Source organism: Novosphingobium panipatense (assembly GCF_900182875.1).
GTDB classification, from domain to species: Bacteria; Pseudomonadota; Alphaproteobacteria; order Sphingomonadales; family Sphingomonadaceae; genus Novosphingobium; species Novosphingobium panipatense.
In genome coordinates this window covers 77398-103331 of the sequence record NZ_FXUI01000008.1, presented here as the reverse complement: position 1 = coordinate 103331, position 25934 = coordinate 77398, and the positions used below count along the sequence as shown (strand labels likewise).

The window sequence follows — 25934 nt, the reverse complement described above, 5'->3', positions numbered from 1 at the left end:
GATGAGGAGTGTTTCCGGCGGCCCCGACGAGAGCTGCGCCCGCGCTTTTCCACCCTGCGACGGAGCGGCGCTTTCTACCATCCTCCCGGCCAGCCGAGAACCGCTAAATGTGCGCTTCTGCACACGAGGGGCCATCCTTCGCCTCCACCCGAATTTTCCCGGCGCGGAATGGACGCGGGCCTGCGGCTCAGCGGTCATCCCGGTGTCATCAAGGGCAAGTAACCGCCCTCCCGCCAGAACACCAACGTGAGGGAAAACCAAGTAAAATGGCAAACAAGAATGCCGTGAAATCCGGCTTTCGTCTGACCTGCGCGGTCGCTGCGCTGCTGATTCCGGCGCACGTATTCGCGCAGGACCTCGCTGCGGCCGATCCGGCTTCGGGCGAGGGCCTCGGCGATATCGTGGTGACCGCAGAGCGCCGGACCGAGAACCTGCAGAACGTTCCTGTCTCCGTCGGAGTCGTCAGTGGTGACCAGCTGCGCGGCCTGCAGGCCGGCGGCGACGACATCCTGTCGCTCTCGGGCCGCGTCCCGGGCCTTTACGCCGAGACCACCACCGGCCGCATCTTCCCGCGCTTCTACATCCGCGGCCTCGGCAACATCGACTTCTACCTTGGCGCCTCGCAGCCGGTCTCGATCATCCACGATGATATCGTGCTCGAACACGTCGTGCTGAAGTCAAATCCGGTCTACGACATGGACCAGGTGGAAGTGCTGCGCGGGCCGCAGGGTTCGCTGTTCGGCCGCAACACCACGGCAGGCATCATCAAGGTCGACACCATCCGGCCGTCGACCGATCGCTGGACGGGCCGCGTCAACGCCAGCTACGGCGAGTACAACTCGGTCAACGTGGACGCGGGCGTCGGCGGGCCGCTGATTCAGGACACCCTCGCGGTGCGCGTCTCCGGGCTCTATCAGCGGCGAGACGATTGGGTGGACAACCTCTATGATGGCCCCAGCGCCGACGGCACCGTCTCGCCCAAGAAGAACGCCATGGGAGGCTTCGAGGAGCGCGACGGGCGCATCCAGCTGCTGCTGGAGCCGGTGGGCAGCAATTTCTCGATGCTGACCAGCTTCCACGGGCGCAGTTACGAGGGCACTTCGACGATCTTCCACCGCAACGCGCTCAAGAAAGGCTCGAACTCGGTCGAAGCCGAACCGCGCGACAAGATCGCCCTCGACGAGGCACACAACAACCCGCAGGCCTACGACACTTACGGCGCATCGAACCGCATCGCACTGGACTTCGGCCCGGTCACGCTGACTTCGATCACAGGCTGGGAAACCACCAAGGGCTACAGCCGTGGCGACACCGACGGTGGCGCGGGTGCGGACTACCCGGTAAACGGTGTAGCCAACGGCTTCGGCCAGTCGCAGGGCAACGTGCGCGACCTCGATCAGCTCACGCAGGAACTGCGCCTGGCGAGCAACGGTGACACCCGCTTCAAGTGGCAGGTCGGCGCGATGTGGTTCGAAGAGCGCAACATCACCGACTTCTACCAACGCGCCTACTTCCTCGAAGGCGCCGCCCGCAATCCCAACAACTGGGTGCGCCTGCGCAACGAGAACACCAGCTGGGCGCTGTTTGGTCAGGCGAGCTACGAGCTGGCACCGGGCCTGACCGTGACCGCCGGTGGCCGCTACACCAACGACACCAAGAAGACCCGCCTGCTCAAGACCGCCGACCGCGCGGACGGCACCGTCACTTACACCGGTCGCCGCTACGTCCGCCTCTCGGATGAGAAGCCCAGCTGGGACGTGAGCGTGATGTATGAAGCCAGCCCCGAGGTCAGCGTCTACGCGCGCGTTGCCGAAGGGTTCCGTGGACCAACGATCCAGGGCCGCTCGGCGGTGTTCAACTCGGACTTCACGACGGCCGATTCCGAGACGATCCTGTCAGGCGAAGCGGGCATAAAGACGACGCTGTTCGACAACAAGGTGCGCTTCAACCTGTCGGGCTTCGCCTACCGGGTGAAGGACATCCAGCTCAACGGCAACGACAGCGACGGCAACGGTGTGCTGTTCAACGCCGACAAGGCCGAGGCCTACGGTCTGGAAGCCGAGCTGGAGGCGCGTCCGATCCCCAACCTCACGCTGACGGCGGGCCTCAGCCTGCTGCACACCGAGATCAAGGATCCCGATGTCTACGCGCAGGTCTGCGCTCTCAACGGCACCGTCGTCTGCACCGTGGAGGACCCGACGATCACCAACGCCCGCGGCGTCTTCGCCCAGATCGACGGCAACCCGCTGCCCAACGCACCGAAGTACACCGCCAACCTCACCGCGCGCTACGACGTACCGCTGGGCAACGGCGGCACGCTCTTCGCGGCGACGGACTGGATGCTGCAGGGCCACACGAACTTCGTGCTCTACAAGACCAGGGAGTTCCACTCCGACGGCGACTTCGAAGGCGGCCTGCGCATCGGCTACACCGCTCCCGGCGGCCGCTACGAGATGGCGGCCTTCGCACGCAACATCACGAACGAGAAGAACCTCAAGGGCGTGATCGAGAACTACATGGCCGCGGTGTTCAACGAACCCCGCGTCATCGGTGGCTCCATCTCGGCCAAGTACTGAGAGTGAGGACCGGACCGGCAGGCACGATGCCCGCCGGTCCGGTCACCGACCCGCCTGCATGGCGCCGGGCTGTCTTGAGGCAACTTGCCCAGGTGACAGGTCGCCTGCTCGGCGCTACTGTCCCGGGTCGATGGAGACGCTCCGCACTTTCTTCAGGCAGCACAACGCGCTGGCTTTCGCGCTCATCGCGATCGCGCTGTGCCTGAAGATCATCGTGCCAAGCGGATACATGGTGGCGCAGGACACGCGCACCATCACCGTCCAGATCTGCCATGATGCAAGCGGGGAGGGACCCGATCTCAAGATCGCGGTGCCCATGAAGGCGTCCCAGAACGAGGTGCCGGGCAAGCCTGCGAAGGGTGAATGCCCTTACGGCGCGCTCTCGATGGTCTCTCTGGGTGGGGCGCACCCGGTTCTGCTGGCGCTCGCCATGGCGTTTATCATGGCCCTGGGCTTCGCGCCCATCCGTTTCGCGCTCGCGGAGCACATCTCCAATCTGCGCCCGCCCTTGCGCGGCCCTCCGGTACTGATCTGACACGCTGAATCGTTTGTCGGAAACGGCCGGAAGCGCTGCCACGCGCTGTCCCGGCCCCTGCCGGAGCCGTATTTCATGTTGGTTCTTGCCTTGCGCTCCCGTGAGCGCGCCGGTTCGCAGTGCGCGCTGTCGATTTCTCCCGTCCCGCCGGATCGCGCACGATGATGGCCCGGCCGCGCGTTTTCCTTCGTAAGGTCCATCTGTGGCTTGGCCTCAGCCTCGGGCTGATCTTCGCCGTGCTGGGGCTGACCGGGTCGGCACTGGTCTTCTATGTCGAGATCGACAAGGCTCTGCACCCGAAGATCGAGCAGGTCTCCGCCGCACGCGCTCTCGATTGGAATTCCGCCGCGTGGGACCGCGCCCTTGCAACGGGCCGGGCGCACTGGAAGGATCAACGCGGCAGATGGTCCTTCGAAGCGACCGAAGAAGCCGGCGCCATTCCCGCCCGGTTCTATCCCGCCTCCGATCACGGCGACCACCACCATGCCGATCGCGAGATGGTGTGGTTTTCCGCCGACGGCTCCCGCGTCCTGCGCGCCGAGCCCTGGGGCGGATACCTCATGAGCTGGCTGTACCAGCTCCACATGGACCTGCTTGCGGGCGATCCCGGGCGTCAGGTCGTGGGCTGGTCCGGCTATGCCGTGCTCGTCCTGCTGATGACGGGCCTTGCCGTGTGGTGGCCGCGCGCAAGCTGGGGCAAGGCGCTGGCCTTCAGGCGCGGTGCCGCACCGTTGCGCCGGTTAAGGGACCTTCACAAGCTGAGTGGTCTCTGGAGCTTCATCCTGCTCCTCATCCTGTCCGGCACCGGAGCGCTCCTTGCGCTGCCCGAGGTCCGAACCTCCCTGCTTGCCGCTGCCGTGGCCAGGCCCGACGCGATGCCGCGCCCGGTCTCAGCGAGGGCGTCGGGCGAACAGATTTCCATCGCACGGGCTCTTTCGGCAGCCCACCACGCACTGCCGGATGGTCGTCTTTCCTTCGTGGACGTACCGGAACCGGGATCCGAACCGTTCCGGGTCCGCCTCCAGGTCCCGGGTGATCCGCACCGCCGCTTCCCCGGCAGCTACGTTTTCATCGACCAGCATTCAGGAGCAGTCCTTGCCGTGCACGACGTGCGGCGCGGCAACGCATCCACCACCATCATCGCGTGGATACGGGTGCTGCACGACGGCACGATCGGTGGTCTTTCCACCCGCATCCTGGCCCTGATCGTCGGTCTCGTTCCCACGGTACTTTTCGTCACCGGCATCCTTCACTGGGGCCGCCGCACGCGGGCGCGCGCCACATCACTTGCAACACGGAGCAGATCTTGAAAGCATCACTCCTCGCCCTCCTTGCCGGGTTGGCGGCTACGCCTGCGTTTGCCGACGAGGCGCCCCGCAACCCCACGATCACGGTGACCGGCCATCGCGACCAGGTGAAGCTGGAACAGCGCAGCGACGCCGGCAGCCGGCTCGATCTCACCGTGATGGAAACTCCGGCCAGCATCGAGACCCTGACCCGGGCCGATCTGGAGTTCCGTGGACTAAGGACCGCACGCGAGGCCTTCGCCGACGTCCCCGGCGTCATAGCCGGCAACGTGCCCGGCAACCCTGCCGTCGTCAGCATGCGCGGCTTTGCAGGCAATGTCGTCTCGATCCTGCAGGATGGCGTGCGCATCTCCTCCTCCACCGTGGTCCAGCGCGACACCAACACCTGGCATTTCGACCGGATCGAAGTCATCAAGGGACCGGCGTCGGTGCTGTTCGGCGAAGGGGCGCTCGGCGGCGTCATCAACAAGGTGACGCGTAAGCCAGCCTTTGACGGCAATCACCTGGATGCGCTTCTGAGCTACGGCAGCTTCGACACGCTCTCGGCGGGGGGCGGCGTCAACTACCAGCTGTCGGACACGCTCGCCCTGCGCGCAGACGCCAGCTACCTCCATTCCGACAGCCTCTATGACGTCGACAACAACGAGACGCGATCGAGCGGCTTGACCGCCAGCCTGCTGTTCCAGCCTACGGCCGACCTCTCCGTTCTGCTGGCGGTCGATCATTACAGCGACCTTTCGGACAGCGCGTATCAGGGAGCGGTGCTCATTCCACTGGCCTTTGCCCGCGATCCGGCGAGGGCGGTGTCCACGGCCAACGGCATGGTGATCGACAAGGTCACGCGCCGCCGCAACTACACACCCCATGGCGGCTACTCCGGCGCGGACGACACGACCTTACGCTCCCGCATCGACCTGAAGCTTGGCGCCGGCTGGTCGCTGGGTACCGATCTGCTCTGGTACACTGCGGACCGTGCCTTCGTGAACAACGGCACGCGCACCTTCATCGCGCCAAGCCTCGGCTTTCCGAACGGCAGCATCCAGCGCGTTCTCACCCGCTTCTATCATGACCACGCGTTCTGGAACGTGCGCATGGCCCTGGCCAACGAAGGCAGGATCGCCGGGCTGCGCAATCGCTTCACGATCGGCGCCGAGTACAATCACACCGACCTCTCCAGCCTGCGGGAGACGAGCACCGGCACACTGGTTCCGCAGGTCGATCCTTTCGATCCGGCCGTCGGGACGTTCCCGATGGACGGGACGCAGTATCGCGCATCGAACGTCAACTTCGATTCACGTCTGAGGACCGCTTCGATCTTTGGCGAGAACGCCCTGAACCTGACGGGGAAGTTGCTTCTGGTCGGCGGCATCCGGTACGATCACATGGATCTCGACCGCGCCTCGACGGATTATCTCATCACGCCCAACCCCGTCACCCGCGCCAATCCCCGGTACGACCCGATTTCCTGGCGCGTGGGCAGCAGTTATGCGGTGATGCCGGGCCTCACGCTCTACGGGCAGTACACGACCGCCGTCAGCCCGGTGTCCTCGATCCTGCTGATGCCGCTGGCCAACACCCGGTTCAAGCTGACCAAGGGCTTTTCCTATGAGGCGGGTTTCAAGCTCCTGGCCTTCGACAAGCGCCTGACGGCGACCGGCGCTGCCTACAGGATCGTTCAGGATGACATCATTACCCGCGATCCGAATGATCCCACCCTTACCGTGCAGGGCGGAAGGCAGTCTTCACAAGGCGTGGAGCTGAGTCTGGACGCCGCCATTTCCGACACACTCTCGCTCGGCGGCAGCGTCAGCTATGCCGACGCTCGGTACGACGAGCTGATCGAGGCGGGCGGTATCGACCGGTCCGGCAACCGGCCGGTCAACGTCCCTTCGACGACTGCGGCGGCCAACGTGGCTTACACGCTGCCCGGCGTGCCCGTGACGCTGAGCGGATTCGTTCGTCATGTCTCGGGCTTCTACACCGACACCGCGAACACCATTCTGGTCAAGGGCCGAACCACCTTCGACGCGGCAGTGTCCTGGAAGATCGACGATCAGGTTATTCTGGCGCTGCGTGGGCGCAATCTCACGGACGCGTTCTACGGCGAGTATTCCGGGTATGGCTCCAACGACATCTACGTCGGCGCGCCCCGCAGCGTGGAGGTGTCGCTGGCGACGCACTTCTGATGAGCCGGGTCGGTGCAACGGTCTGCAGAGCTATTCGTCTGCCGGCCGTACAACCAGGCCCAGCGCATCCTCATCAGCGGTTGCTGCCGCCATCTCGGCGCGGGCGGCAGCGATGCGGGCGAGAGCCTCGATCAGCTTCACCTGCGCGCTGGTCGCACTCTCCTCACGCTGGTTGACCAGGAAGAAGTCGCTCGATCCGAGATCGAAGCGGCGGCGTTCCGCGTTCCCGAGCCGCTCGGCCAGTGCGGTTTCGCGCTCAGTCGTCTCCACCAGCTGCCGGGCCGTTTCCACCTCGATGCCAATGGCGGCGACTTCAGCCCGGATCTTCTCGGCGAGCAGTTGCTGCTTGATGCTCAGCTCGTCGATCTTCGCCTGCGTCTCGGCCAGCTTGCCCTCCGCCTTGCGGTTCTGCAGCGGGATCTTGAAGGTGACGCCCACGATCATCTCCAGCGGTGTGCGGCTGTACCCGCCGAGCCCTTCGGGCCCCACGTCCTTGGCGACTTCGCCACGCACGTCCAACCGTGGCTTCATGTCGTTACGCGCGAGTGCCAGCCTGACCGTCGCCTTGTCGATCTCCTCCAGAAGGATGGCGAAGTCCGGGCGGCCTTCCAGGTTGAAGGCGGGATCGATCCTCAGCCCGCCAAGGGCGCTCGTCTCCTCAGGCAGGCGCGTGTCCTCGACGATGACCGGCAGGCCCTGTTCGTCGCGATAATAGAGCGAGAGCTTGATCGCGGCCACGCGGAGAGCCTGCTGCGCCTCCACGACGAAGGCCTGTCGCCTGACCAGATTGGCCTCGTTCTCCGTCAACAGAATGTCGGGCCTCGCCCCCAGCGCGACCTGGCGCTCGATGCCATGCGTGCGATCCTGCGCCAGCGCCAGCAGCGCCTGATACGCCTTGAGCTTCAGTCCGGCTGCCACCCACTTCTGGTAGGCGTCGATCGCCCGGGCCTGCACGCCTATGCTGGTCGCCTTGGTCTCGAACCGGGCGATGTCAATGTCGTTGGCAGCAAGCCGGAATTCGGATCGCCGCGCGTCGATCAGACGATCGCGCAGGAGAGCATAGAGCGCGCCGACCTTCACCTCACCCAAACGGTTCGTATAAGCCTTGTCCTCATAGACCGGGAAGTCCCCGCGCGAAACGCGGTACTGGCCGTAGATGTAGCCGCCATTGTCCGGAAACGGCTGTTCGGCCTTTTCGGCGACTTCGGTGCCGTCATAGTAGCCTTCGACCCGGCTGCGCCCCTCGACCGCGAACACCGTGTCGAACGCCCCCTGCGCCGTCAGCGCCCGCGCCTCGGCCTGGCGGTTGCGGGCAAGGGCGGCGATGATGTCGGGCGCGGAGCGGGCGGACGATCGCAGCACTTCATCCAGCGTCAGTGGGCCGCTGCGGGCCGGGGTGGTCGCCGCCGCTTCGCCGCCGCTGTTCTGCACCCCTGCCTGCGCCTGAGCGGCGGCTGCCGTCGCGGACCAGAGCAGCGCTACCGCACCGATCATGATGCGCATGGTCACTTCTTTTTCTTCTCGATCGAGCTTTTCCCGGCCTCGGCGTCTTCTTTCTGCGCCACCTGATCCTGACCGAAGTTGAGCGGGAAATCGTTGAGCTGGCGCCACAGTTCATAGCCCACCGTCACGTTGTTACCCTGAATCCAGCCGAGCACCTTGCTGCCCTGGCGGACGAAGCGGCGTTCGGGCCAGGCGGGCTTGCCGGGGCGGGGCTCAACAAGCACGCGAAACAGGCCATCTGCGCGCGGGGTCGGGTCGACGGAGCGGACCTGCCCGTCATAGATCCCTGCTGCGAAGGCCGGCCAGCCGCTGAACTGAAAGGCGGGGAAGCCCTCGAACTCCAGCCGCACAGGACGGCCGTGGTCAACCAGCGGGATGTCGCGGCCATTGACGTAGAGTTCGACCGCACGCTCGATCTGCTCCGGCGCGATCATCGCCAGGACCGTGCCGGCGGAAATCAACGCACCACCCGCACCCGCATTCAGCGATTGTATGCGCCCGTCCCGGGGCGCGGTGACGACCTGCGCCGACTGGCGCCGCTGCTGCACTTCGATCTGCTTCAGCTTCGCACGCGCCTCGGCAAGCTTGGCGTTCGCGTCGGCCACCTTGATCTGAGTCTGTTCGTAGTCCCGCCGCGCGGCGAGACCTTCGGCGTAGAGCTGACGGGTGCGTCCGACGTCGATCGCGGCAACTGAGCGAGACTGCTCGATCGCGCTGATCTGTGCCTCGATCTGGGCTTTTTCGGCCGCCAACCGCTCCAGAAAGTCGGGATCCACGTCGACCACGCGGACGATCGGCTGGCCGGCCTTCACCAGCTGACCATCGCGAACGAAGAAGCGGTCCACGCGGCCTTCGACCAGAGAGGACACCTGCTGCGGCCGCTCGTCCGGGTCAAGCGCGATGACCTGGCCGCGTCCCTGCGCCGTCTGCCGCCAGGGCACGAAGAGGATGGCGACCATCAGCAGAATGCCGAGCAGGATAAGCCAGGCGACGACAACGGCCGCGCGAGGCGGTCTGAGGCTGGCGAGGGATCGGAAATGCCTCAGCTGGGCCGCCTCGATCGTCATGGCCGCGCCTCCCGCGTGGCCACGAACCGGGCGAGGGCGGCCTGATCGGCAAAGCGGTGCTGCGCGCGCGCACCAAGCCAGTAGTAGCCATCAAGGTCCAGCGCTTCGGGACGGCCGGTGAAGAGGAGCACCGTCGTCCCATGCTCCCGCAGCCTATGAAGCGTCGTGCGCAGAGCCTCGGCAGGCATCATGTCGTAAAGCTGGGACAGGAGCAGCACCTTGGGACCACTCAGTAGCGCCATGGCAAGCTTCAGCTGCATTACTTCGACGATGGAGAGGGGCGAGCCCGAACTGGCGAGCCGCGTGTCCAGACCATTGGGCAGGCTGGATATGCGCGCGGCAAGGCCAACCATGTCGAGCGTCTGCATGATCCTGGCCCCGTCAGAGACGCTGCCTGTCGCCAGATTGAGATATTCGCGGATCGTAACATCCACGATCGTCGGGCGATTGAGCACGACTACCGCCGATCGCAGCAGATACATGTCGAAGCTGCCCAGTTCGCTGCCTCCGATCGACAGCAACCCGCGATCGGGAGTGGCATGGCGTTTCAGCAGCAACGCGATCTGGCTCTCGACACCGGGCTCGGCCACCACGATGGCCTGCTCGCCACTGCCGATCGCGAAGTCGAAGCAGGAGCGGTTCAGCGCGACCTCGCGGAAGTGCACCGAGCCGTCAGGCGGCGCCTGCCCGCTCAGCCCCGCCGGTTCCTGCGGTATCGCGAAGATCTGCGACAGCTCCTCCGAACTCGCCACCAGGTCGTAGAAGGTGTCGAGATACCATCCGAGTTGATAGATGCCGTAGAAGACGCCGGACAGGATCAGCTCCGCCGCCACCAGCTGACCGATGGAAAGCTGCCCGGCCAGGATGAGGTTTCCGCCCAGCGCCAGCAGCGCCGCCGCAGCCAGCGCATAGACCAGGAAATAGCCAAGCGCCTGCGCGAAGCTGTAGCGAAAGTAGCGGCGGTGCGCCTGGATGTAATTGGCCGTGACCGCTTCGGACCGGTCCATGGCGAAGTCGAGGTGACGCGCTGACTTGTAGAACCCGTTGGAGGCGCCGACACTTTCGAGCCAATGGGCCGCTTCATGCTTGGCATGGGAGACGCCGACAGCGCCGGTGATCGCCCCATGGCGCCAGACCAGCCAGATCAGCAGGCACACCGCCACGAGGATAATGTTGAAGGCCAGGAAGAAGGGATGATAAAAACTGGTGAGGACGAGGCCCACGGCTCCCTGAAGGATGATCGTGAAGGCGCCGATCACCAGGCTGGGCACGGCCTTCTGGACGACCACCATGTCGAAATAGCGATTGAACAGGCTGCCGCGGCTGTCGTCGGCGAAGAACGGGTTTTGCGCATGGACGGCCCGCACCGTGACTTCGGCCACGACGCGGGCGAAGATGCGGCGCTCGAACATCGCCAGCAGATAGATGCGAAGTGCGCTCAATCCGGCGACCAGCAGGAGCAGCACCAGTAACACGCCCGACAAGATCCACAGCGGCGCCGCCAGCCCGGTACGCGCTACCGAATTGATCAGCAGCTGCACTGAAATCGGCATCGCGAGTGACAGAAGGGTGATCGCCAATGTGTAGACGATGCCGACGTTCACATAGCCTTTGTCGGGCCCAACGACTTCCGAGAGCCATGCGGCAGCGCTCCGCAGACCCAGATACTCACCAGCCAAATCGAACCTCTTGGAGATGCCTTTGGCGCTCGTATATGCAGGCGCATCGGCAAGACAAGAGCCGATGCTGCGGTGCAACATAAACTCACAAAGCCGCAATGGCTTCCCGCAGAGGCGGACTGAACGGCAGGCGTGCCCGCGCCGAACCCGTCAGCGCTGATTACGCCTTGCGTTCACAGCCGCACGCCTATCGCGCGCTCTTTGGCAAGGCATAAGCCACGATGCTGTCGCCCGCTTTCGTGCCCAGGCTGCCGTGGCCTCCGGCCGCGATCACGACGAACTGTCGGCCGCTTTCCGCCGACCAGTAGCTCATCGGAGTTGCCTGTCCACCCGCCGGCAGCCGGCCTCGCCACAGCACCTCGCCGGTGGTGACATCGTATGCACGAAGATAGTAGTCGAGCGCGGAGCCGAGGAACGCAACGCCGCCCGCCGTGACGATCGGACCGCCTAGCGAAGGCACGCCCATCTTGAACGGCAGCGGAATCGGTGACTGGTCGCGCGTGGTGCCATTGCGGTGCTGCCACACCTTCTTGCCCGTCACGAGGTCGATGCCGGTCACGTAGCCCCATGGCGGCGCCTGGCACGGAAGGCCGAGCGCCGAACGAAAGGCATTGAGTGCCACGGCGTAAGGCGCGCCATGGTTGGGATTGAAGCCCTTGATGTCGGACCCGGCCAGGTCGGAACCTCCGGAAGGGCCCTGCGGTTCATCCGATGCGGCGGCCGCGCGCGGATCCGTGGGATTTTCACGCGGGATGAGCTTGTCAACGAAAGCAATGTAGTTCGGGTGCGCGATGGCAATCATGCGCACCGGGTCGTAGGCCATGCCGCCCCAGTCCATGACGCCGAAGTTGCCTGGAAAGACGAGCGTTCCCTGTTCGGAGGGGGGCGTGAACGGCCCTTCGTAGCGCAGGCGCTGGAAGGCGATCCGGCAGGCAAGCTGGTCGAACATCGTCGCGCCCCACATGTCCGCTTCGGTCACGGGCTTCTCGGGCATGAGGCTGACAGAGGAGAAGGGCTGCGTCGGCGACGTGCGGTCCCCTGCCACGGCCCCGCCGGGCACCGGCCGCTCCGTTACGGGAAAGACCGGCTCACCGGTACGGCGATCAAGCACGAAGAGATTGCCGGTCTTCGTCGACTGGACAAGGGCGGGAACACGTCCCCGGTCGGGCAGGTCGAGGTCGATGAGGGCGGGCTGGGCAGGAACGTCCATGTCCCACAAGTCGTGATGGACCGTCTGGTAGACCCAGCGAACTTTGCCGGTCTTGGCATCCAGCGCCACGATCGCAGACGCGAACCGTTCTGTCTCCGGTGTCCGGCGGCCACCCCACTGGTCGATGGCGGCCATGCCAGTCGGTATGTAGACGAGGCCGAGCTGTGCATCGGCGGCAGCGATCGTCCAGCTGTTCGGGCTGGACGGGACATAGGCGCCTGCGCCCGCCTCCTTGGGTGTGGTGTCTTCCGGGTTGCCGGGATCGAAGGCCCACACTGGTTCGCCGGTCACCACGTCATAGGCCCGGACGACGCCGGAAGGCATGAAGGTCGATTTGTTGTCGTAGACCGCGCCGCCCAGAATCGCGAGGTTGTCGATGATGAGAGGGGGCGAGGTGACCTGCCACCAGCCACGCGGGTGTTCGGGGGCACCCGGCCAGAGATCGACCTGGCCATTGTCCCCGAAGCCTGGGCAAAGACGCCCCGTCCGCGCGTCCAGTGCGATCAGGCGCGCATCGTTGGTGCCCATGATGATGCGGTTCCGGCAATCGCCGGTGGCGGACGTTTCGGCTCCTGGACGCGAAGCGGAGTGGTACGAGACGCCGCGACAGGTGAGATGCTGCATCTGCTTGGAGGAGCGGATGTTCGGGTCGTAGCGCCATGCCTCCTGTCCGGTCTCGGCGTCCACGGCGAAGACGATGTTGTGGGGCGAGCAGAAGTAGACGAGATCGCCGACCTTGATCGGCGTCACTTCGTAGGTGAATTCTTCCGGGTCGGTCTTGCGCTGGAGATCGCCGGTGTGAAATTCCCAGACTTTCTCCAGCTTGCCCGCGTTGGCCGGGGTGATCTGGTTCAGCGGCGACCAGCGATCGCCCCGCCAGGAGCGGCCGTAGGCGGTCCAGTCCTGCTGCGGCACGCCGGAGTAGAGATCGGCGTTGGCCTGCGCACGTGCGCCGGGCAGCTCGCCGTCCATGTTGAAGCGGTCGCTCAGCCCGGAGCCGAGCGCGATGAGGGCGGCGAGCACGAGGGAGCCAACCAGCGGCCAGGCGGGGCCCGGCCAGCGAGCAGCGCCGAGCCGCCGCACAATCCTTGGCAGGACGAGCACGACACCGACTAGGACAAGGATATCACCGCGCGGCGCAAGGGACCAGAAGTCGAGGCCCACTTCCCAGACCGCCCAGATCATCGTCCCGACGAGCAAGGCGGCATAGCACCACAAGGCCGCGGCCTGTCGACGGAACAGCAGTACCGCCGTCGCCAACAGAGCGAGCCCGGCTATGAGATAGTACCAGCTGCCGCCGAGCGCGATCAGCCAGATGCCGGCTGCAGCGAGGCCCAGCCCCATCAGGCCGATGAGCGCGCCAAGTAGCCTCAGCAGGATCGAGGGTTTGTGTGGGGCGTTCATTTCCGGTGCTTCCCCTTGATCGCGAGGCGTAGCCGACGGCTCAGTCGCACGAATATACCCGTAAGGAGTGGGCCGCCGCTCACTCGGATATGGCCTAAAGCACCGGCAGCCGAGTTGGTTTCCTGTGGAACAGGATCTTGCTTGCCCCCTCGCAGCGCTTGGGAGCGCCATCTAGGAGCGGTTTTTCAGGTGGAGAGCAGTTTGGCTATCCACCGGCTGCGCTCGAAATGACTGCAGACAATGACGGTGGCGGCGGTCAGCGGTACGGCGATGAGCGCGCCGGCGATCCCCCAGACCCAACTCCAGCCGGTCATGGCAATGACGATCGCGAGGGGAGAAAGCGACAGCTGTCGTCCCTGCAGCATCGGATAGACGAAGTTGCTGATGATGATCTGCAACGCCGCGAAACCGACGAACACCAGAAGCGGCATACCGTAACCGTCGAACTGCACGAAGGCATAGAGTACGGGCGGGATGATCCCGACTATGTTGCCGATGACCGGAATGAAGTTGAGCAGGAAGTTGAGCAAACCCCACACCAGCGCCAGGTCCAGGCCGGTCGCAAAAGCCCACGCGGCCGAGGCCAGGCCGGTCAGCAGACTCGTCGCCAGGGTTGTGCTGAGGTAGCGCCGCACCTGTTCCGAGATGGCCGCCGCCGTGGTGCGCAGTTCCATGCGCGCCGGCCGGTCCAGTTCCTCGCGCATCTTGACCTGCACCCGGCAGACCTCAGGCAGACCGAGGATGACCAGCAGCGCGATGAAGCTGGTGTAGGTAACGAAGCCGTAGACGCTGGAGGCCAGCATCTGGACAAACCCGATCACCCGCGCGCGGTCGGCCGCTCCGTCGAGAGGGATGCCCATCCGGGCCGCTCTTTCCGCCAACGACGTATAAAGCTGCTCGAACGTGGACCACTGCGCGCTCATCACGGCGATCACCTGGCCAAGCGAGAGGTAGATCGCGGCGCCGAAGCCTCCCATCACGGCAAACAGGGCAAGTATCGTAAGGACATAGCTGAGCCAGGCCGGCAACCACTTCTCAAGCCAGACCCTGAGCGGCCAGAGTGCTGCCACGATCACCCCGGCGAACAGGATCGGCATCGTCAGCGCGTAACTTGCCCGCAGCGCCGCAACCACGAGTATAAAGGCTATCAGCGTAAGCAGGCGGAGACGGTATCGGTCGGCTCCGGCGGACATCCTGTCCTGTCCATTCTTCAGGGCCTGCGGCATTGGCGGGGGCTCCTCAGCGGGTGAGATAATCGGCGAAGGCGATGATGTAGAGGAAGGAGGCCCAGACGAGGCCCGCGATCGCGGCCAAGCGCACCAGCCCCGCAGCCCGCTTCAGTTGCATGAACAGCAGGGCGATCAGCAGCGCCTTGGCGGCGGCTATGGCGAGGGACACCGCTAGCTTGAACGGCGCGTCCGGCAGGAAGGCGTAGCCGAAGGTCATCGCCAGCAGCACCATCAGCGCGGCCCAGATTTTGAGCGGGGCGATCAGCACATGGGCGCGTTGCTCGGGCGTCATCGGCCCACCAGGTAGATGAGGGCGTAGAGGACCACCCAGACCACGTCCACGAGGTGCCAGTAGAGGGCCGAGCCCTGCGCCGTGGTCCAGCGGCTCGGCAGTTCGGCGCTCGGGATGAGCAGCATGCGGCTGACGATGCCCAGTCCGATCAGCATGTGGCAGGCGTGTACGCCGGTCGCCGTCCAGTAGAACGCCCAGAATTGGCTGGCGCCGACCTCCTCCAGCCGGAAGTGCGGACCCGGGACCAGATGCTTCTGTATGTCCGAATGGTATTCAAGGCCTTTGACGGCCAGAAAGGCGATTCCCAGCAGGAGCGTGGCGGCAAACGTCCAGCGGGCAAGTGTTGCCAGACCTTCCTTCACCGCGCGTTCCGCGATGGCCATGGTCAGGCTGGATGTCATCAGCAGGACCGTGTTGATCGTGCCGAACGTGACTTCGGCCTCTTGTGCTCCGGCCGTGAAACCGGCGGGATGGCTGAAGCGGGCGACCGCGTAGAAGAGCAGCAGGCCACCGAAGAACAGAGTCTCCGTCGCAAGGAATGCCCACATGCCGAACTGAGTCGCGACCTCCTGCCGTTCCGCCGTGGCCCAGGGTTCGTTCAGCGCCACCTGGCTCATTGCGGCACCTGTGGAGCGTGGGTCTGCTCGACCTCATGCGGGGCGAAGCCTTCGGGATGGTAGCGGTACGGTTCGACCTCGACGATCGGCGGGCTGGCGAAGTTGTTCTTGGGCGGAGGCGAACTGGTCTGCCATTCGAGCCCGGTTGCGTCGTGGGGGTTGTCGCCGGCGCGTGGCCCCTTGATCAGGCTCCAGGTCAGGTAGCAGAGCGGCCACACGTAGGCGAAGGCGAGCACCACCGCGCCCGTCGAACTCATGACATGCCAGACCTGAAACTCGGGGGGATATTCGTGATACCGGCGCGGCATGCCGTTGTAGCCCATCACGAACTGCGGGAAGAACGTGAAATTGAAGCCGAAGAACATGGCCACGGCGGCAAACTTGGCGAGGGTTTCGGAATACACCCGTCCCGTGATCTTGGGCCACCAGAAGTGGAGCCCTCCGAAAAATGCCGAGACCGAGCCGCCGACCATGATGTAGTGGAAATGCGCGACGACGAAGTAGGTGTCGGTCACGTGCACGTCGATCGGTACCGAGGCGAGCATCAGGCCGGTCAGCCCGCCCAGCGTGAACAGCCCGACGAAGCCGAGGGCATAGAGCATCGGCGCGGAAAACCGGATCTGGCCGCGGTAGAGCGTGCCCGTCCAGTTGAAAACCTTGATGGCGGAAGGCACCGCGACGACAAAGGAAAGGAACGAGAAGACCAGATTGGCAAAGGGTGACTGACCGGACACGAACATGTGGTGTCCCCAGACCATGAAGCCGACCACGGCGATCGCCACCATCGCGTAGACCATGAAGTCATAGCCGAAGACGCGGCGCCGGGCCTCGCAGGCGATGATTTCCGAAACCACGCCGAAGGCGGGCAGCACCATGATGTAGACCGCCGGGTGGCTGTAGAACCAGAACAGGTGCTGGAACAGCAGCGGATCGCCACCGGCGCGCGGATCGAAGACCGGCAGGTCGAAGGCGCGCTCCACGAAGACCAGCAGCAGGCTCATCGCAAGGACGGGTGTCGCCAGCACCATGACCACGCTGACGGTGTACATGGCCCAGACGAACAGCGGCAGCCGCATCCACGTCATGCCTTTGGCACGCAGCAGGTGGATAGTCGCAAGGAAGTTGATGCCGGTCGCAATGGAGGAAAACCCGACCACGAACACGCCGGCCGCCGCGAGCAGCACGTAGCTGTTGGAATAGAGCGTCGAGAAGGGCGTGTAGAACGTCCAGCCCGTGTCCACCCCGCCGGCCAGCAGAGACAGCAGGGTCAACAGGCCCCCGCCGACGTAAATGTACCAGCTGGCGAGGTTGAGGCGCGGGAAGGCGACCTCGCGCGCGCCGATCATGAGCGGCAGAAGGAAGTTGCCGAGCGTAGTGGGGATGGAAGGCACCAGGAAGAACCATACCATGACAACGCCGTGGAGGGTGAACGCGCGGTTGTATTCGTCAGCGGTGAGCAGGTCACCCGGCGGGGTCACCAGCTCGGCGCGCATCAGCACGGCCGCTACCCCGCCGAGGAAGAAGAAGAACGTGATGCCGGCCGCGTAGAGAAAGGCGATCCGCTTGTGATCGGTGGTCAGCAGCCACGACCGCAGCGTGGTGCCGCCTTCGGACAGGAAGCTCGTCTGGCCCGGTTCGCGGCCCAGGGCGCTGGCTTCGGCTTCGCTCATGGCGCGGTCGTGCTCCGGTCATTCGAGGCTTCGGGTGATTTGAGGTATGCGATGAGGCGGATCAGGTCGTCCTCCGACGCGATACCCTGATAGCTTGGCATGATCGGGCGATAGCCTGCCACGATGTCCTTGCGCGGCAGCAGGATGGAATCGCGCAAGTAGCCCTCGTCGGCGCGCACGAAGCCGCCGCCGTCCAGCGGCTGCATCCGGCCATGGATGCCGGCAAGATCGGGCGCGTGGACCTGCGCCGAGGGTCCGTGGCAGCCGGTGCAGCCCATTCGCTCGAACAGCAGGCGGCCCTGATCGGCGAGACTGTCGCCCTGCGGTCGCGCGGAAGACCAGCGCGCGTAATCGGCCTGGCTCATGACGGAGATGCTGCCGATCATGCGGCTGTGATCCGTGCCACAGTACTCGGCGCAGAACAGACGGTAGGTGCCCGCGCGGTCGGGCGTGAACCCGATCTCGACGTAGCGGCCCGGCAGGACATCGCGCTTGATCCGGAATGCGGGCACATAGAAGCTGTGGATCACGTCCTGGCTGGTCATCACCAGTCGTACAGGAACGCCGACCGGAACGTGAAGCGCGTCGATCTCGCGCGTGCCGTTGGGGTGTTCCACCTTCCACATCCACTGCTTGGCGACGACGTGAATTTCCAGGGCCTCCTCGGGCACCTCGAACTGCTCGGTCCCCACGACGGCCGCGAACCAGAAGAGGAACACGAAGGCGAAAGCGGTGGCCGCGGTCCAGCCGATCTCGACCTCACGGCTGACTTTTTCGGGAACGGGGCCCCGTTTGGCGGCGGTGCCGCGACGGTACTTGATCGCGAAGAACAGCACCAGCGAGCCGACCAGCAGCATGATCGCCAGAGAGAGGGCGCAGATGCCCCAGAACAGCAGGTCCACCCGGGAGGCGAAGGTCGAGGCCTGGGCGATCATCGCGTCACCCGCCATAGCCGGAACGCCAGCACCGCCGCGCAGAGCAGCAGGAGCACCGCAAGCCCCTGCAGGCCAAGGAGGATCGGCCGCCCGAACCGGCCGTGCGCGGCGGCGAACCCGTAGCAGACCCGCGCGACCCGCGTGATCCAGTCGCTCCTCCCCGCCGGATAGTTGCCGGTCAGCGCCGCCTTCAAGGGCTCCGCCAGAAGCCCGATCTGGGGCAGAAGCGCGATGAGCCTGCCGTCAGCCCCGAAGATGTAGACGCTGGCGTCATGCGCGTACTGGTCGGCCGCGGGATCATAGACATGGCCGTAGCCCAGCGCACGCGTGGTTGCCGTTACGGTGGCGGCGTCGCCCCGCAGAAAGCGGGTGGCGCGCGCTACCTCGGGCATGCTCCCGATAGCCTGCCCGAAGTGCAGAGCGTCGGCGCGTGTGTCCCTGGGGTCGATGCCGATCACCACCAGCCGGAACGCCTTGCCGGGCACCAGACCCGTTTCGCGCAGCCGTGCGGCAGTGAGGGTGAGGCCGGGGCTGCAGACGTTGCGGCAGGTATAGTCGGCGAAGATCAGCGCCAGCGGGGTCCCGTTTGCCAATGTCTCCAGCTTCGCAGCGCGCCCCCGCGCATCGGAAAAGGTGAGGGCGGGCAGCCGCGCTCCGGCAGGCGGCGTGGCGACCGCCTGCGACAGCTCACGCTCGCTCAGCGCGGCAGATGCGGGCATGGGCACCAGCGCAAGAACGCTTGCGAGAAAAAGGCCCAGTCGCATCACATTCCCGCCTCCCATCCCGGCAGTCCATCGGCCACCACTGCGCGCTTCGCGGCTTCGATCCGGGGATCGCGGTCGGGGCGGTCGGGAGCCCGATACGGATCGTTTTCTCCGTCATGGATGGAGGTATCCAGCGCAGGCGACGGGAGCGTCGCGTAAGGCCCGCTCGCCTCTGGCCTCAGCGCGCGATCGTAGACGATGCCGGCGGCCACCAGGAGGAGGACCAGCGTTGCCACTGTTCCCAGCGCCACGAGCACGGGCAACCGCTGGCGCACGCTCCAGCCCTCGGGTGTGTCTGGGCGCTCAGACATGGCGGTCTCCCGACCGGCGGCCGCGCCGTGTGGCCGCCGTGGCCGCAGCCAGTGTCAGCAGCAGCCCGATGAGCAGGGCCGGCACCCCTCCGCCAATCCACCAGACGTTGAACAGGAACAGCGCAGCAAGGACGGCAAGACCGGCGAGACGCTGGCTCCATCGCTCCCGAGACAGCCACAGGAGGAGGATCGGCGCCGCGACGCCGACTGCCAGCGCGGCGCACACCAGCAGCCCCATCGTCGGCGAGCTGCGCACGACATAGAACCCGACGCGCGAGGGAAGGTCGCTGTACCACACGATGAGGTAGTCCATAAAGGCGAGGTAACCGAGGCCCAGTACGGCCGCGATCATCAGCCTGGCCATGTCGCTGCGGAAGCCCGGCGGCCCTATCCCAACCGCCAGGACCACGGCGGTCGCTCCGGCAAGGCTCTGCGTCACCTGCATCATGCCGATGGCGGAAACCGGGTGCCCCGGGGCCTGGCCGAGCATCCAGTCGCTGGCGATCGGCGTGGCCAGGAGCGCGTAAAGCGTCAGGATGATCGCGGCACCGGTCACGCGGGTGCCCGCCTGGAGGCGAGACGACGCGAACGCAAGCGCGCCCGTCGTGACAAGTGCCCGCAGACCGACGCCCCACCAGCTCATCCACAGGGACAGATGTTCCGGAACGGGCATCGCGAGTGCGCACAGGCCGAGCAGAACGCCGGCTGGTACCAACCAGGGCGCCATCGCCGCCAAGGGCTTCAGCGGCCGCCAGTCCGCACCCGTGACACGGCCGATGGCGAGAAGGAGTACCGCGCCGATCACCGGCGCTCCGGCCGTCAGGAAGGCGATGCGCCAGGACGCGGCGAGGACCACCGGCAGAAGGTGCAGCGCATCGCTCATCGCCGCGCGTCCGGCAGGCGCTGCAGGGCCTTCACGTAGGCAGCTATGGCCCAGCGATCGGCCGGTTCGATCCGGTCGGCGTAGGAGTACATGATGCCATGGCCGTGCGTGATCACATCGACGATGTAGCGCGGCGCAGCCGCTTTCAGTCGCGGGTCCTGATAAGAGGGGGGCGGCGGGAACCCGCGTCTCACCACCGGCCCGTCGCCCTCGCCGCGTGCACCGTGACAGACGGAGCAGTAGATCGCGTAGCGCTCCTGTCCACGGTCGAGTAAGGCCGCTGTCAGCGCTGGAGGATGCCGCAGTGCGTCGTCGCGGGCCGGCTCGTCGAGCGCTACCGTGCCCATCGGCATCGCCTGACGCGGCGGCCCACCTGGCCAAAGGGTGGCCATCTCCTGGTCGTCGGCCCGCGGCTGGTCCGCCATTGACAGGTCGCATGCGGACAGCAGCGCGGGAATGAGCAGCACCGCGGCTCTCATGGCGTCACCAGCCGGGTGTGATCGGCACCCGCGTTTGCGAGTATCGCCAGCACGGTGTTGGCGTCCTCCCCTCCGTCGCAGGCGACTGCCAGCACGAAGCGGTCCTGCGAGGCGCGGGCTACTTCGGCGAATTCGAACGCGGCATCGTGCAGCCGCGTCAGGCGGCCCTCGCGAAAAAACCAGATCAAGCCACCGACAGCGGCGGTGAAGGCGCCGAATTCCACGGCGGCAGGGATGTAGGCGGGCCAGCTGAACAGGGGGCGCCCGCCGCTGTTGAAGGGGTACGCAAACGCCATGCTCCAGACGGTAAGCGCGAAAAGCCCGACGGCTCCCAGCACTCCGCTCACGATGGCGGCTGCCCGAATGCCGCGCGCGCCGGGACCGGGGCCAAGCGCTTCGGACCCATAAGGCAGCCACTCTCCGACGAGACGGTATTCGTGCGTGACCACCTCATGCCGCCCGCGCAGGTATGCGCTCTCATGAGGGAAAGCGGCCAGCGCGAGCACTGTCACTGCGCGCGTTCCTTCAGCAGCTTGCGCATTTCATGCATGGAGACGACCGGGAGCAGCCGCGCGAAGATGAGGAACAGCAGCAGGAAGGCGCCGACCGTCCCGGCCAGGATCAGGAAGTCGACAAGGGTGGGCGCGTAGAGCCGCCAGAAGCTGGGCACGTAGCCACGCGAAAGGGTGTTGGCGATGATCAGGATACGCTCCAGCCACATTCCCACCAGCACGGCGATGGACACCCCGATGAGCGCTGCGGGCGACGTGCGCAGCCGCCGGATCCAGAACAGCTGCGGCGCGGCGACGTTGCCAAGCAGCATCGCCCAGTAGAACGGCCAGTAGGCGCCGGTAAGCTCGAAGACCACAACGCGGCGGTCCGCGGCCTCTCCACCCCACCAGGCCGAGAACCACTCTGCCGCGTAGGAGGCTCCCATAACGATGGACGCGGCAAGGATGATGCGGGCCATGGCATCGAAATGATCAGGCACGATCATGCCCTCCAGCCCCATCGTCCGGCGGATCGTCAGCGCGATCAACACCACCATCGCAAAGCCGGAGAACAGCGCGCCGACGACGAAGTAGGGCGGAAAGATGCTCTCCGTCCAACCCGGCATCAGACTTGCCGCGAAGTCCAGCCCGACGATGGAATGGACCGAGCAGACGAGGGGCACGGCGATTGCGGCGAGGGTGCGGTGAAGCCGCTCCTGCGCGCGCCACTGCTCCGGCGTCCCCTGCCAGCCCATGGCGGCGACGCCGTAGAGCCGCCGCCATCCACGGCGTCCCGGCCGGTCGCGCAGTGTCGCCAGATCCGGGACCAGGCCGACATAGAAGAAGATGGCGGAGAACAGGAGGTACGAAAGGATCGCCCAGAAGTCCCACACGAGGGCGGAGCGCCATTGCGGCCACAACTGCATCGTGTTCGGGTACGGCGCCAGCCAATAGAAATACATCGGTCGGCCCAGATGCAGGATGGGGAAGATCCCCGCTATGGAGACCGCGATCAGCGTCATGCCTTCCGCGAAGCGGTTGATTGAGGCGCGCCACTTCTGCCGCGTGAGCAGGAGCAGCGACGAGATCAGCGTCCCGGCATTGCCGATCCCGATCCACCACACGTAGTTGGCGATGGGAAAGCCCCAGACCACCGCGGTGTTGTTGCCCCACAGCCCGGGGCCGTAAGCCAGGCTGAACCCGATCGCGACCGCGCCCACTGCGGTCAGCGCCAGCGCGGCCATGAAGGCGAGCCACCAGCGTCGCTTCGCCCGCACATCCATCAGGGGCGCAGCGACCGTCTCAGTGACGTCGCCCAGCGTCTGGATCGAGGGCAGTATCCACCGCTGCCCGCCCTGGCGCGCGTGCGGCTTCATGCGGGCGTGTCCCCCGGGTTGCGGCGGCGCGCGAGATAGCTTGTGCGCGGCTCCGTGCCGAGCTCCTCCAGCAGGCGATAATGGCGCGGGTCCTTGCGGGCGCCGGCGATGTCGGGGCTGTCCAGGGTTCCGAAGCGGATCGCCTGCGTGGGGCAGGCGGCGGCGCAGGCGGTCACCACCGGAGCGGGCGTCTCCCCTGGAGCGGCGGCGTGATTGACGGCCTCGATCCGTTGTACGCAATAGGTGCACTTCTCCATGACGCCGCGCGCCCGCACGGTGACGTCCGGATTACGCTGCGCGGTGACGGACTCATGCGGCGCATCCCCCCAGACCGAGCGCTCTGCGTAATCGAGAAAGTTGAAGCGCCGAACCTTGTACGGGCAGTTCGCTTCGCAGGTGCGGGTGCCCACGCAGCGGTTGTAGACCTGCAGATTCAGGCCCTGGCTGTCATGCACCGACGCTTCGACCGGGCAGACCGGCTCGCAGGGCGCCTTTTCGCAATGCATGCAGGGCACGGGCTGGAATCCGGCGGTTCCTTCGCTGACGTAGCGGTCGACGCGCAGCCAGTGCATGTCCCGCCCCACGGCCATTTCATCGGGACCGATGACCGGCACGTTGTTCTCCGCCTGGCAGGCGATCACGCAGGCGTTGCATCCAATGCACAGGTCGGTGTCGATAGCCATGGCGTATTGCGGCGGCGCATTGCCGCGGGCCGGCGGGTTGGGCAGCAGCGAGGGCTTCGGCGTGACGGGAGGCATCGCCTCCGCCGGAGCAAGAACCGGAAAAAGCTTCTCCAGCTCGCCTTCGAGTGCGAACACCGGCTGTGTCGTCGCGACCGAGCTCCCGCCCTCCTGAGCCGCAATGCGGGGGGTGCCGTTGCCGCCCAGCGCCCAAGCGCTCGCGCCGAGACCATCGGCAATCTGTCCAGTACCCTCGCGCCCGTATCCCGTCACCAGCGTCACCGTACCAAGCGCCTGACCGGAGACGGCCCGGACCGGCAGGATTGCCGATCCGCCCCTGTCGATGCGGATCAGGCTACCCTCTTTCAGGCCGAGCCGGGACATGTCGCCGGCATGCATCCGCGCGCTCGATCCCCAGGCTTCCTTGGTGATGGGATCGGGGCATTCCTGCGCCCAGGCATTGGTGGAGAAGCGTCCGTCATAAAGCTGGGAGGAGGGGCGCAGGTCGATGGTCAGGGTCTGAGGCGGGATCGGCGGGAGGACCAGCCCGGCGGTGCCCACACGCTCCAGGGGCGCGGCGCTGTCCGGCACCACGCCGCTCGCCACGGCCGTGCGCCAGGCGGCATCATCCAGCCCGGTCCACTGCGCCCGCACGGCATCGAAGCTGCCGGGGCGCGCCGCCGGATCGATCATCAAGTCAAGGATAGCGGCCGGTGTGCGGGTGTCGAAGAACGGGTGGACGAGCGGCTGCGCGATCGAAGCGGTGCCATCGGGTGCGCGCCAGTCGTGCCAGTCCTCCAGAAAGTGGGAGAGTGGCACGCGCCATTGCGAGGCGGCACCGGTTTCGTCGCCGAAACGGCTGGCCGCGATCGTGAGGGGGACGCGCGCCATCGCCTGCTTGAACCCCAGTGCGGGGGCGGCGGCATAGACCGGGTTGGCATCAAGCACGACGAGGGCACCGATACGGCCCGCGTGCATGTCGTCGGCCAGAGCGGCAAGGCCGCCACGGTGGGGGGACACGTCGCCGCTAACGGGGGCGATCCAGTCCTGCGGTGCGGCGAGTACGCCGTTGGCCCAGGCCGCGAAGGCATGCACGGCTTCGGGCTGCCGCTCACCGGCGATGACCAGCGCGCGGCCATGCGCGGCCTTGAGATCGCGGGCGGCGTCGCGAACGAGGCGTTCCAATTGCGGCGGCAGCGTCGGCAGCGGTCCTGACCCGCCGCCGAGCGCAGCGGCGAGAACGTGGCAGGCGGCGGCGAGATCGCGCGGGCCGGCGGCCTGTCGCCTGTCAACCATCGAACCGCTGAGGCTGGGCGAAGCCTCGATGGAATAGAGCCGGTGCATCGGCGCCTTGCGCCGCCGGTCGCTCCAGTTGCGGGCATGGGCGATCTGCTCGGGCCCGGGGCCGAGCGGATCGGCATCGAGCAGGAGCACCACGTCGGCATCCTGCAGACGCGGCCGGGCCAGTAAGGGCCTGCCGAAAGCGGCACGGGCGGCGGCAAGCGGCGCATCGTCGTCAAACGGCTCCCAGCTGACGTGGCGCATTTCGGGCAGCGCCGTCCTGGCTGCCGCCAGCTGCGCAAGCATGGTCGGCGATGTCACCCGGCCTGTCAGTACCGCGACACCGCGTCCCCGCGTTGGAGCGAGCTGCTCCCGGAACAGGGCGGCGAGCGCGGACCAGTTCGACGGCCCTGTCGGCCCAAACGGTGCGCGCAGCCGCTGGGGATCATAGAGGTCGAGGATCGCCGCCTCGATGAACGGATCCGTCGATCCCAGGCTGGCGGGATGGGCTGCGAGGCCCTCCAGCTTGATCGGCCGCTCGTCGACAACCAGCCCCGTGACGCCCCTGCCGTATCCTGCGAGCGGAAGCGCGGTGGCGTACCGGCGCACCGTGCCGGGCAATGTACCTTCGGGCTGGTTGGCGAGCGGATGGATGTCTTCCTTCGGCCGCCCGCAGGACGCCAGCAGGGTGGCCGCGCCGGTGGCGATCAGGCGCAGTATCGCGCGGCGGTCAAGAGCGCTCACCGGTGGCATGTCGAGCAGTCCATCAGGTCTTTCCCAGAATGCGCGATCCGCATCATCGTGGCGCGGGCTGCTGCCCGATCCGCGGCCGTACGGTGCACGTAGGGAGCGCTCGCGAACTCACGCTCCGCTGCGACGATGCTGTCCTCGGGCGAGCGATGGCAATCGAGGCACCACCCCATCGTCAGCGGAGCGGCCTGGCGGGTCAGCGGCATACGGCGCACCTCCCCGTGGCACGCGGCGCAGGGCACGCCACCGTTCACGTGTACGTGATGATCGAAGTAGACGTAATCGGGCAGATTGTTGACCCGTTTCCACGCAAGCGGCTGCCCGGTCGCCATGCTCTCGCGGACAGGAGCCAGCATCTCGGCGTCGGTAAACAGCTGCGAGTGGCAGGACATGCAGGTGTGCGTCGGCGGCACGACAGCGCTGGCGGCCTTCTCCACCCCGGTGTGGCAATAGCGGCAGTCGATCCCGAGTTCACCGGCATGGTGCTGATGGCTGAACGGCACGGGCTGCTCGACGAAACGGTTCTCCCCGGTGGCGGTGTCGCTGCGCTGTATGATCCCCCCGATCAGCATGGTCATGAAAGGGCCGAGAACAAGGAGGGCCAGTACCACTCTCGCCCAGGTATTCGCGCCGGGACGGAACAGTTGGGACATTCGCTCTCCTAACCAGCCGCGCGCGCCCCATCATGTGGTGCGCACGAAACCTGCCC

Annotated in this window: 21 protein-coding genes; 4 read left to right on the top strand and 17 right to left on the bottom strand. The window is 66.2% G+C overall.

Annotated features, from left to right (window positions below):
* Window positions 1-266 precede the first annotated feature (266 nt).
* From QOL62_RS13425 to QOL62_RS13410, 4 genes are all read left to right on the top strand, one after another.
* A complete protein-coding gene (locus QOL62_RS13425) occupies window positions 267-2576 on the top strand; it encodes a TonB-dependent receptor (RefSeq protein WP_283406646.1) in 2310 nt (769 codons plus the stop codon).
* A gap of 130 nt (window positions 2577-2706) precedes the next feature.
* Window positions 2707-3111 carry a hypothetical protein gene (locus QOL62_RS13420; protein WP_103728825.1) on the top strand — a complete coding sequence of 135 codons (405 nt, stop codon included), beginning with the start codon at window positions 2707-2709 and terminating at the stop codon, window positions 3109-3111.
* A 119-nt stretch (window positions 3112-3230) separates the two neighbouring features.
* On the top strand, window positions 3231-4421 hold the full coding sequence (locus QOL62_RS13415; RefSeq protein WP_283406645.1) for a PepSY-associated TM helix domain-containing protein: 1191 nt from the start codon (window positions 3231-3233) through the stop codon (window positions 4419-4421).
* A complete protein-coding gene (locus QOL62_RS13410) occupies window positions 4418-6604 on the top strand; it encodes a TonB-dependent receptor (protein ID WP_283406644.1) in 2187 nt (728 codons plus the stop codon). The genes QOL62_RS13415 and QOL62_RS13410 overlap by 4 nt, the downstream gene beginning before the upstream one ends.
* Window positions 6605-6634: 30 nt before the next feature.
* On the opposite strand, the gene QOL62_RS13405 is transcribed toward QOL62_RS13410, so the two are convergent.
* The 17 genes from QOL62_RS13405 to QOL62_RS13325 form a co-directional block, all read right to left on the bottom strand.
* Window positions 6635-8107, bottom strand: coding sequence for a TolC family protein (locus QOL62_RS13405; RefSeq protein ID WP_283406666.1), 1473 nt, complete (start codon window positions 8105-8107; stop codon window positions 6635-6637).
* 2 nt (window positions 8108-8109) lie between these two features.
* Entirely contained in the window at window positions 8110-9174 is a 1065-nt protein-coding gene (locus tag QOL62_RS13400; protein ID WP_283406643.1) for an efflux RND transporter periplasmic adaptor subunit, read from the bottom strand.
* Window positions 9171-10853 carry an ATP-binding cassette domain-containing protein gene (locus QOL62_RS13395; protein ID WP_283406642.1) on the bottom strand — a complete coding sequence of 561 codons (1683 nt, stop codon included), beginning with the start codon at window positions 10851-10853 and terminating at the stop codon, window positions 9171-9173. The genes QOL62_RS13400 and QOL62_RS13395 overlap by 4 nt, the downstream gene beginning before the upstream one ends.
* A 187-nt stretch (window positions 10854-11040) precedes the next feature.
* Entirely contained in the window at window positions 11041-13467 is a 2427-nt protein-coding gene (locus QOL62_RS13390) for a membrane-bound PQQ-dependent dehydrogenase, glucose/quinate/shikimate family (protein ID WP_283406641.1), read from the bottom strand.
* Window positions 13468-13652: 185 nt separating this feature from the next.
* The gene (locus tag QOL62_RS13385) at window positions 13653-14693 is read right to left on the bottom strand and encodes an AI-2E family transporter (RefSeq protein ID WP_283406640.1); all 1041 of its coding nucleotides are present in this window, start codon (window positions 14691-14693) and stop codon (window positions 13653-13655) included.
* A 13-nt stretch (window positions 14694-14706) separates the two neighbouring features.
* The gene (locus QOL62_RS13380) at window positions 14707-14988 is read right to left on the bottom strand and encodes a cytochrome C oxidase subunit IV family protein (protein ID WP_103728831.1); all 282 of its coding nucleotides are present in this window, start codon (window positions 14986-14988) and stop codon (window positions 14707-14709) included.
* Window positions 14985-15605 (bottom strand): cytochrome c oxidase subunit 3, encoded by a 621-nt coding sequence (locus tag QOL62_RS13375; RefSeq protein WP_283406639.1) that lies wholly within the window; start codon window positions 15603-15605, stop codon window positions 14985-14987. Before QOL62_RS13375 ends, QOL62_RS13380 begins: the two co-directional genes overlap by 4 nt.
* Window positions 15602-17275 carry a cytochrome c oxidase subunit I gene (ctaD, locus tag QOL62_RS13370; RefSeq protein WP_103728833.1) on the bottom strand — a complete coding sequence of 558 codons (1674 nt, stop codon included), beginning with the start codon at window positions 17273-17275 and terminating at the stop codon, window positions 15602-15604. The genes QOL62_RS13375 and ctaD overlap by 4 nt, the downstream gene beginning before the upstream one ends.
* A complete protein-coding gene (gene coxB / locus QOL62_RS13365; protein WP_283406638.1) occupies window positions 17272-18225 on the bottom strand; it encodes a cytochrome c oxidase subunit II in 954 nt (317 codons plus the stop codon). Before coxB ends, ctaD begins: the two co-directional genes overlap by 4 nt.
* Window positions 18207-18974 (bottom strand): SCO family protein, encoded by a 768-nt coding sequence (locus tag QOL62_RS13360; protein WP_283406637.1) that lies wholly within the window; start codon window positions 18972-18974, stop codon window positions 18207-18209. Before QOL62_RS13360 ends, coxB begins: the two co-directional genes overlap by 19 nt.
* Window positions 18974-19285: a hypothetical protein gene (locus QOL62_RS13355; protein ID WP_283406636.1), complete on the bottom strand. Its 312-nt coding sequence runs from the start codon at window positions 19283-19285 to the stop codon at window positions 18974-18976. The genes QOL62_RS13360 and QOL62_RS13355 overlap by 1 nt, the downstream gene beginning before the upstream one ends.
* On the bottom strand, window positions 19278-20168 hold the full coding sequence (locus QOL62_RS13350) for a hypothetical protein (protein ID WP_283406635.1): 891 nt from the start codon (window positions 20166-20168) through the stop codon (window positions 19278-19280). Before QOL62_RS13350 ends, QOL62_RS13355 begins: the two co-directional genes overlap by 8 nt.
* Window positions 20165-20647: a c-type cytochrome gene (locus tag QOL62_RS13345; protein WP_283406634.1), complete on the bottom strand. Its 483-nt coding sequence runs from the start codon at window positions 20645-20647 to the stop codon at window positions 20165-20167. Before QOL62_RS13345 ends, QOL62_RS13350 begins: the two co-directional genes overlap by 4 nt.
* Complete coding sequence (locus QOL62_RS13340; protein ID WP_283406633.1) at window positions 20644-21159, bottom strand: quinol:electron acceptor oxidoreductase subunit ActD; 516 nt, start codon at window positions 21157-21159, stop codon at window positions 20644-20646. The genes QOL62_RS13345 and QOL62_RS13340 overlap by 4 nt, the downstream gene beginning before the upstream one ends.
* Window positions 21156-22514, bottom strand: a complete 1359-nt coding sequence (gene nrfD / locus QOL62_RS13335) for an NrfD/PsrC family molybdoenzyme membrane anchor subunit (RefSeq protein ID WP_283406632.1) — start codon at window positions 22512-22514, stop codon at window positions 21156-21158. Before nrfD ends, QOL62_RS13340 begins: the two co-directional genes overlap by 4 nt.
* Window positions 22511-25219: a 4Fe-4S dicluster domain-containing protein gene (locus QOL62_RS13330; RefSeq protein ID WP_283406631.1), complete on the bottom strand. Its 2709-nt coding sequence runs from the start codon at window positions 25217-25219 to the stop codon at window positions 22511-22513. The genes nrfD and QOL62_RS13330 overlap by 4 nt, the downstream gene beginning before the upstream one ends.
* Window positions 25216-25878 (bottom strand): cytochrome c3 family protein, encoded by a 663-nt coding sequence (locus tag QOL62_RS13325; RefSeq protein ID WP_283406630.1) that lies wholly within the window; start codon window positions 25876-25878, stop codon window positions 25216-25218. Before QOL62_RS13325 ends, QOL62_RS13330 begins: the two co-directional genes overlap by 4 nt.
* Between the last annotated feature and the right edge of the window lie 56 nt (window positions 25879-25934).

Excerpts from the sequence above, each read along its gene's own strand:
- QOL62_RS13420 (WP_103728825.1), top strand. The coding sequence starts at position 2,707 with ATGGAGACGCTCCGCACTTTCTTCAGGCAGCACAACGCGCTGGCTTTC.
- QOL62_RS13360 (WP_283406637.1), bottom strand. The coding sequence starts at position 18,974 with ATGCGACTGGGCCTTTTTCTCGCAAGCGTTCTTGCGCTGGTGCCCATG.
- QOL62_RS13390 (WP_283406641.1), bottom strand. The coding sequence starts at position 13,467 with ATGAACGCCCCACACAAACCCTCGATCCTGCTGAGGCTACTTGGCGCG.
- QOL62_RS13425 (WP_283406646.1), top strand. The coding sequence starts at position 267 with ATGGCAAACAAGAATGCCGTGAAATCCGGCTTTCGTCTGACCTGCGCG.
- QOL62_RS13385 (WP_283406640.1), bottom strand. The coding sequence starts at position 14,693 with ATGCCGCAGGCCCTGAAGAATGGACAGGACAGGATGTCCGCCGGAGCC.
- QOL62_RS13350 (WP_283406635.1), bottom strand. The coding sequence starts at position 20,168 with ATGAGCGATGCGCTGCACCTTCTGCCGGTGGTCCTCGCCGCGTCCTGG.
- QOL62_RS13400 (WP_283406643.1), bottom strand. The coding sequence starts at position 9,174 with ATGACGATCGAGGCGGCCCAGCTGAGGCATTTCCGATCCCTCGCCAGC.
- coxB (WP_283406638.1), bottom strand. The coding sequence starts at position 18,225 with ATGGCGGGTGACGCGATGATCGCCCAGGCCTCGACCTTCGCCTCCCGG.
- QOL62_RS13380 (WP_103728831.1), bottom strand. The coding sequence starts at position 14,988 with ATGACGCCCGAGCAACGCGCCCATGTGCTGATCGCCCCGCTCAAAATC.
- nrfD (WP_283406632.1), bottom strand. The coding sequence starts at position 22,514 with ATGAAGCCGCACGCGCGCCAGGGCGGGCAGCGGTGGATACTGCCCTCG.
- ctaD (WP_103728833.1), bottom strand. The coding sequence starts at position 17,275 with ATGAGCGAAGCCGAAGCCAGCGCCCTGGGCCGCGAACCGGGCCAGACG.
- QOL62_RS13355 (WP_283406636.1), bottom strand. The coding sequence starts at position 19,285 with ATGTCTGAGCGCCCAGACACACCCGAGGGCTGGAGCGTGCGCCAGCGG.
- QOL62_RS13325 (WP_283406630.1), bottom strand. The coding sequence starts at position 25,878 with ATGTCCCAACTGTTCCGTCCCGGCGCGAATACCTGGGCGAGAGTGGTA.
- QOL62_RS13375 (WP_283406639.1), bottom strand. The coding sequence starts at position 15,605 with ATGAGCCAGGTGGCGCTGAACGAACCCTGGGCCACGGCGGAACGGCAG.
- QOL62_RS13345 (WP_283406634.1), bottom strand. The coding sequence starts at position 20,647 with ATGAGAGCCGCGGTGCTGCTCATTCCCGCGCTGCTGTCCGCATGCGAC.
- QOL62_RS13405 (WP_283406666.1), bottom strand. The coding sequence starts at position 8,107 with ATGCGCATCATGATCGGTGCGGTAGCGCTGCTCTGGTCCGCGACGGCA.